5 protein-coding genes are annotated in these 6,821 nt (G+C 64.1%); all 5 read right to left on the bottom strand.

Annotation, left to right across the window (positions count from 1 at the left end):
- The coding region (locus VEK15_00825; GenBank protein HXV59206.1) for an AbgT family transporter at positions 1-1,013 on the bottom strand (1,013 nt) is incomplete at its 3' end.
- Positions 1,010-2,023: an NAD-dependent epimerase/dehydratase family protein gene (locus VEK15_00820; GenBank protein ID HXV59205.1), complete on the bottom strand. Its 1,014-nt coding sequence runs from the start codon at positions 2,021-2,023 to the stop codon at positions 1,010-1,012. The genes VEK15_00825 and VEK15_00820, both read right to left, overlap by 4 nt.
- A gap of 34 nt (positions 2,024-2,057) precedes the next feature.
- Positions 2,058-2,708, bottom strand: a complete 651-nt coding sequence (locus tag VEK15_00815) for a dienelactone hydrolase family protein (GenBank protein ID HXV59204.1) — start codon at positions 2,706-2,708, stop codon at positions 2,058-2,060.
- Entirely contained in the window at positions 2,705-5,698 is a 2,994-nt protein-coding gene (locus tag VEK15_00810; protein ID HXV59203.1) for an aminotransferase class III-fold pyridoxal phosphate-dependent enzyme, read from the bottom strand. The genes VEK15_00815 and VEK15_00810 overlap by 4 nt, the downstream gene beginning before the upstream one ends.
- The coding region (locus tag VEK15_00805; GenBank protein ID HXV59202.1) for an aldehyde dehydrogenase family protein at positions 5,674-6,821 on the bottom strand (1,148 nt) is incomplete at its 5' end. The genes VEK15_00810 and VEK15_00805, both read right to left, overlap by 25 nt.

Raw genomic sequence — 6,821 nt, 5'->3', positions numbered from 1 at the left:
ATGGCTTTTCCCATCCCTTCCACGACTTCGGCGTCGTTCCGGATGGTCCCGGCGCCCTTCCCGTAAGCGATGCTGACGACGACGGCGCCGAGAAAAATGAAAGCCACGATGCCCGACATGAAGGGTGACCGCAGGAGTCCTCCGGTCTCGGGATGGCGAAGAAATCCCCCGGCGGGGACCGTTCCCAGAAGAAGAAATAGCGCGAAAAACACGCCGGCAACGAGCGCGAACCTCAGTCCGCGCTCCTCCTCGGGGGTGAGGCGGGTCATCGAGAGATCGGACTCGACGTCGCCTCCGTACCGGCCGAGTCTCGGCTCTACGATTTTTTCGGTGACCCAGGTGCCGGCGAACGAGATGAGAAACGTCGAGGTCGCCATGAAATAGTAGTTGGCCGCGGGGTTCACCGTGTAGTCGGGATCCACGATCTTGGCGGCTTCTTCGGAGATGCCCGCGAGGAGAGGGTCCACCGTTCCGAGGAGAAGATTCGCGCTGTAACCGCCCGATACGCCGGCGAAGGCGGCGGCGAGACCGACCAGAGGATGTCGACCCACCGAGGCGAAGACGATCGCGGCGAGCGGCACGAGGAGCACGTAGCCGACCTCGCTGGCCATGTTCGATACGACTCCGGCGAAAACGATGGCGAACGTGAGAAGCCGCGGCGGCGCCGAGAGAACCAGCTTCTTGAGGGCGGCGCCGATGAGCCCGCTCGACTCGGCGAGGCCGATTCCGAGCATCGAGACGAAGACGGTGCCGAGGGGCGCGAAGCCGGTGAAGTTCGTCACCATCCTCGTGAGGACCAGGTGAAGACCCGAGACGCTGAGGAGGCTTACGGGTCGGATCGGCTCCCCGGTGGAAGGATGGACGACTTCGAGATCGAGCCCGGCGAGAATGCCCGACAGCAGGATGACGAGCAGAGCGAAGATGGCGAATAGGCTCGCCGGATGCGGGAGCACGTTTCCCACGCGCTCTACAAAGTCGAGAAAGGCGGTAAACCCTCGCGAAACCCGGCTCACGAGGCGTAACGCTCTCGAATGCTGGGTATGAGATAGTCACGAAAAGCGCGCTCGGCGTCGTAGTCGGGCGACCACTTCCAGTCCTGGCGGGCGGCGGTGTCGTCCAGGTTTGCCGGCCAGGTGTCCACGATGGCTTGACGTTTCGCGTCGGGCACGAAGTCGATCTCGGCCTCGGGGAAAGCCTCGAGGACGACGTCACGGATCTCGGCGGCCGAGAGGCTGAAGCTGGTCACGTTATACACGAGCGCGCTGAGCGCGCTCGCCGGCGCGGCGGCGAGCGCCAGGAGAGCCTTGGTCGCGTCGGGCATCGCCATGAAGGGGATGCGCACCTCGGGACTCACGAAGCAGTGGTAGGGCTCTCCCTTGGCCGCGGCGTGTAGCATCTCGGGCGCGTAATCGCTCGTGCCTCCGCTGGGGATGGTCTGGGCACTGATGAGACCGGGAAAGCGCACGCTGCGGAAGTCGATCATGACGGGCGTCTGAGCGGAGAGCTGCTTGTAATGGCGGCTGAGATAGCGGCCGAGCAGCTCGCAATAGAGCTTGTTGCAGCCGTACATCGTGGTCGGATTGGTCCACTCCCACTCACGAACTCGCGAATAGCGGGATTTCGCCTCCTGGGTGGGCAGGCCGTAGACCGCAATCGAGCTCGGGAAGATGAACGACACCGGCGCCCCGCGCCACTGCGATTGTTCCGAGGCGAGACGCAGGAGCTCGAGCGTCCCCTCGACGTTCACCCGGTGCGCCTGCTCGGGCGTGAACTCGGCGCGAGTCGAAAGGAGAGCGGCAAGGTGGAAGATGCACTCGATCTCGTACTCGGCGACGAGCCGGGAAAGAAGGCTGTCGTCGAGGATGTCGCCCTGGATGTGCGTGTGGGTCCCCTCCACTTCATAGGGAAGCGCGGAGAGATCGAGAGTGAGAATGGGCCGCGACGAATTCGTTGCGAGCTTCTGGACCAGCGACGTTCCGACTTCTCCCGCCGCGCCGGTGACGAGAGTGACTTTCTTCCGCATTGGCGGCACATAGTACGCGGTCGGTGGTCGCCTCTCAAGCGAAACGCTGCCGGAGCCAGCGGCCGATGTCGTCAATCTCCGGAGGCGACAGGCTGTGGGGCATCGGGTAGGTATGCCATTCGGGGGTAAACCCACGCTCTCGAAGCCGGGCGAGCGTGGCTTCGGCGAGTCCGATGGGAACGATGGGATCGTGAGTCCCGTGGGCCATGAAGATCGGTAGGTCGCCCTCGGCGGACGGGATCGCTTCGATACGAGGATGGTAGCAGGAGAGCGCGAGGATGCCTCCGATGCGTTCTTCGAGAGCGAGTCCGGTGTAAAGAGCGATGGCGCCCCCTTGAGAGAATCCTGCCGCGACGATGCGGTCGGAGGGGATGCCGAGCTCTCGCTCGTGGGCGAGCCAGGCCTCGAGCTGGGATCGCGACTGGTCGAGCTCGTCGACATCCGTGTTGCGCTCGATATCCAGGCTCTTGATGTCGTACCAGGCTCGCATGACCATTCCCCCGTTGATGGTGACCGGACGCGGCGGCGCGTGGGGGAAGACGAAACGGACTCCGTCGAGGCCCAGGGCGGGAACGATGGGCTCGAAGTCGTGGCCATCGGCTCCGAGGCCGTGGAGCCACACAATGGATCCGTTTGGCTTGCCCGCGGGTTCGACCTCGACGGCGGGAAGAAGCTCTTTCGTCATGATGGTCGAAGATAATCCTCTTCGAGCACCGAGGCCAGCTTGTCGAGAAACGTCTCGGCGTGCTCTTCCGAGAATATCAATGGCGGCTTGAGCTTGACGACGTTCTCTAACGGTCCGTCGGTGCTCGTGAGAACCCCCTCCTCTTTCATTCGATTCACGAGGTAACGCGCCTCGTCGGCGGCGGGCTCGAGAGTCTCCCGGTCGCGCACGAGCTCGAATCCGAGAAAGAGCCCTCGGCCGCGCACGTCGCCGACGATGTCGAACCGCTCCTGTAGCTCGCGAAGGCCGGCGATGAGCCGCGCACCCATTTTCCGCGCGTTCTCCTGCAGGGCTTGTTCCTCGATGACGTCGAGAACCGCGAGCCCCACGGCACAGGAAACGGGGTTGCCTCCAAAGGTGTTGAAATACTCCATTCCCGTCTCGAACGACCGCGCGATTTCTCGCGTGGTCACGACGCACCCGATGGGATGGCCGTTGCCGATCGGTTTTCCCATGGTGACGATGTCGGGTACGACGCCTTCGGCCTCGAAGGCCCAGAAGTGGGAGCCGACGCGGCCGAAACCAATCTGCACCTCGTCGGCGATGCAGACTCCGCCCGCCTCACGCACGAGCCGATGAACGGCCGCGAGATAGCCGGGAGGCAGCACGATCTGACCGGCGCAGCTCAGTATGGATTCGGCTATGAGAACGGATGCCCGCCGGCCCTCGAGGATCGCCCGGACGTCGTCGACGTATCGCTCGGAATAGTCGGGATCCGCGCGCCGGTGCGACCCGCGGTAGCCGTCGGGCATTGGAAGCTTTGTCACGTGATCCGGTGCGCCATCGCCTCCGGGCCCGTCGAACTTGTAGGGGCTCACCTCGATGAGAGACGTCAGGTTTCCGTGATAGGTACCGTCGAGAACGAGCGTTTCACGTCGCTTCGTGCGCGCGCGGGCGAGCCTCAAGGCCAGGTCGTTCGCCTCGCTTCCCGAGTTGACGAAGAAGCAGACTTCGAGCGATGAGGGAAGCTTGGCCTTGAGCCTTTGCGCATACTCGAGGATATTCGGGTGCAGGTACCGGGTATTCGTGTTGAGGACGGCGGACTGATCGGAAGCGGCGCGGACCACGCGGGGATGACAGTGCCCAACGTGAGCCACGTTGTTTACCATGTCGAGGTAAGGCCGCGCGTCGGTATCGTAGAGGAAGCATTTCGATCCGCGAACGATGTGGAGCGGGCGCTCGTAGGCGAGGCTCAGGGCTCCCGAAAGGTGCTGGCGGCGCTCCGCCGTCAGGTCGCTTTCGGCCGCCATCTTCGACTCGATCCCCAGAAACGGGCCGGGGTCGGGCGAGAGTCCGAGCCACAGCAAACGTTCCGAGGGCCGCGCGACTCCGGGAAAGTCGCCTTCCTTGTCCAGCAGATCGAGGATGATTTGAAAATGAAGGTGCGGAGGCCAGTTGCCGTTGGCGGGAAAATCCCCGACTTCGGCGAAAGCTTCGCCCTTTCTGATTCGTTGTCCCCTTTCGAGCCCATCGATCGAACGGCTCGAGAGGTGTCCGTAGAGCGTGTAGCCCAGCGCGTGCTCGAGGATGATGGTCGGGCCGTAGTCGAGCGGAGCGTCGTTGAGTCGAAAGCTATGGACGACGCCGTCGAGAGGTGCATGGATCGGGGTTCCCGGCTCGACGAACAGATCGATGCCGAGATGCACCGTTCGCGGCTCGGAACCCCCCTCCGGGGCAGACGTGAAAATCGCGCTGGTATAGAGAGGACGAGCCTCGTCGTAGCATCCGATGCCGACTCGGGCGCCCGTTCGTTTCATCTTGGAGAACAGGTGCGAGGTGAAACACTCGACGTCCTCGAGGACTTCGAGGCCGCCAAGCTCCTGGGAGCCCACGCTCAAGTCGAAAACATGGATCGGTTCGCCGGCGAGAGGGAAGGGAAGCACGCTCGTCGGAGCTTGCGCGTGGAAGAACCGACGCGCCCCGGCTCCGTCCGGATGCGGGTCCTTGCCGCACGCGGCCCGGAAGGCGTAGTGCGGGAAACGATCGCACTCGCCTTCGAGCCGTTCCAGCAAGCGCCAGGCGGGAGCCTGGCTGACTCGCAGATACTCGCGCTCCGGCTCGTCCCTGAATTGACGCGCGCAGATGGACACGCTCATCGCGAGCCGGGTGACCGCCAGGGGAAAAACGAGGGCGAGCTCCTCGTCGCTGAGAGGGTGCTCCTCGTGATACCCGGCCACCACCGTGGCCGCGGCGCCCACGGGATCGCGTTTGTCCAGCATCGCGTAGGCGCAGAGGATCGCCAGATCGCAGACGACGGCTCCCTCGATCATGTCTCCGAAATCGAGAAATCCCGTGATCTCGCCGGAGCGCCCGATGAGGATGTTGTGGTCGTTCCCATCGTTGTGGATGACGCCTCGGGGCAGCTCGAGAAGCCGCGAGAGAACGTTTCGCTCGAACCGAGCGAGGTGTCGCTCCAGGATGGCGCGGCGATCGTGGGTCTCGACCCGCGCCATCCCATCGCGAAGCACATCAGCCGCTCGCGTCATGTCCCACTTCAACGTTCGGGGATGTGCCTCGTTGGCGAGGCCGGCGAGCGCGCGGTCGAGCCTGCCCATCGTGCGGCCGAGGGTTCGCAGGAGATCAACCGTATGCGGCTTGAAGCTCGCAAGAGGCTTTCCCGGCAGGTAGGAGAACAGCCGACAGATCCATCCCGACGCCGTTTCACCCATGAGCTCGCCCTCGAGGGTCGGTATCAATCGCGGCACGGGGAGGGAAGGATCTTCTCTGGCGACGTGCTGGAGGGCTCGATTCTCGAAATCGAGTACCGTGCGCTCCTCCGATGCGCTGCTAATCTTCAGGACGTGGTCGGGCTTCAGGTGGAAGTTCTGATCGCGCTCGCTCGGTAGCGTCGCGACCCCGGACGGATCGACACCGTAGAGTTTCCTGCCGAGCTCACGGGCTTGATCCAGCGAGAGGCGGGGTCGTGCTATCCCAAGAGTCTCTTCACCCATCGGAGCTTGCTTCCGTACGGAGGATATCGCAGAGGAGGATCGAAAAGCGTGGCCCCGCGAACGACGGCTCTCTGGTGGCTGAAGGTCTCGAAACCGAATCGTCCGTGGTAGCGACCGGTGCCGCTCGCTCCCCGCCCCCCGAAGGGAAGAGTCGAGCTCGAGAAATGAATGAGCGTGTCGTTCACCGAGACACCTCCCGAGGGAACTTCGCGCAGCACCCGCTCGACCGTATCCGGTCTCCGGGAAAAGACGTAGAGAGCCAAGGGATCCGGATGACGTCCCACGAGCCGGATCGCCTCATCGAGCGATTCGTAAGGGACGATGGGAAGAATCGGCCCGAAGATCTCTTCGTCGAGGACGCTCGCACGCTCGGGAACATCCACCAGTGCCGTCGGGGCGACGTACAGCCCTTCTCGATCGGTCTGCCCGCCGAAGGCGATGCGGCCCTCGCCCAGGTAGGCGCTCAGCCTCGCGAAGTGCCGCTCGTTCACGATCCGGGCGTAGTCCGGGCTGTCCTGCGGCTCCTCACCAAAGAACCGGCGGACGCTCGCCTGGATCTCGGCCACGAGCTCGGCGGCGCGCTTCGAGGAAACGAGGACGTAGTCGGGAGCGATGCAGCTCTGTCCCGCGTTCCAGAACTTGCCCCAGGCGATGCGGCGCGCCGCCAGAGGCAACCGCACGTCCTCGTCGACGAGGCAGGGACTCTTGCCGCCGAGCTCCAGTGTGACCGGTGTCAAGTTCTCCGCGGCCGCTTTCATCACGCTCCGGCCGACCGAAGCGCCCCCGGTGTAGAAGATGTGGTCGAACTTCTCCTCGAGAAGTGCCTTGGCGACGTCGGCCTCTCCCGTCACGACGCTGACGAGCTCCTCGGAGAAGTTCTGGGACACGAGTCTTTCCACGAGCGTCGCCGTCTCGGGAGCAAGCTCCGACGGCTTCAAGACGGAGCAGTTGCCCGCGGCGAGTGCGGCGATGAAGGGCGCGACGACGAGCTGAAAAGGGTAGTTCCAGGGCGCGATGATGAGGACGACCCCTTTCGGCTCCCGCAGGATCGAGCTTCGTGCGGGAAACAGCGAGAGCGGCGTCGTGACCGGTTGCTCCTCCATCCATCCCTCGAGATGCTCGA

Source organism: Vicinamibacteria bacterium (assembly GCA_035620555.1).
In the GTDB taxonomy this organism is placed as follows: Bacteria; Acidobacteriota; Vicinamibacteria; order Marinacidobacterales; family SMYC01; genus DASPGQ01.
Note: the sequence above shows the minus strand (reverse complement) of the source record. Positions and strands in the feature narration are given on the sequence as shown.

Excerpts from the sequence above, each read along its gene's own strand:
- VEK15_00820 (HXV59205.1), bottom strand. The coding sequence starts at position 2,023 with ATGCGGAAGAAAGTCACTCTCGTCACCGGCGCGGCGGGAGAAGTCGGA.
- VEK15_00815 (HXV59204.1), bottom strand. The coding sequence starts at position 2,708 with ATGACGAAAGAGCTTCTTCCCGCCGTCGAGGTCGAACCCGCGGGCAAG.
- VEK15_00810 (HXV59203.1), bottom strand. The coding sequence starts at position 5,698 with ATGGGTGAAGAGACTCTTGGGATAGCACGACCCCGCCTCTCGCTGGAT.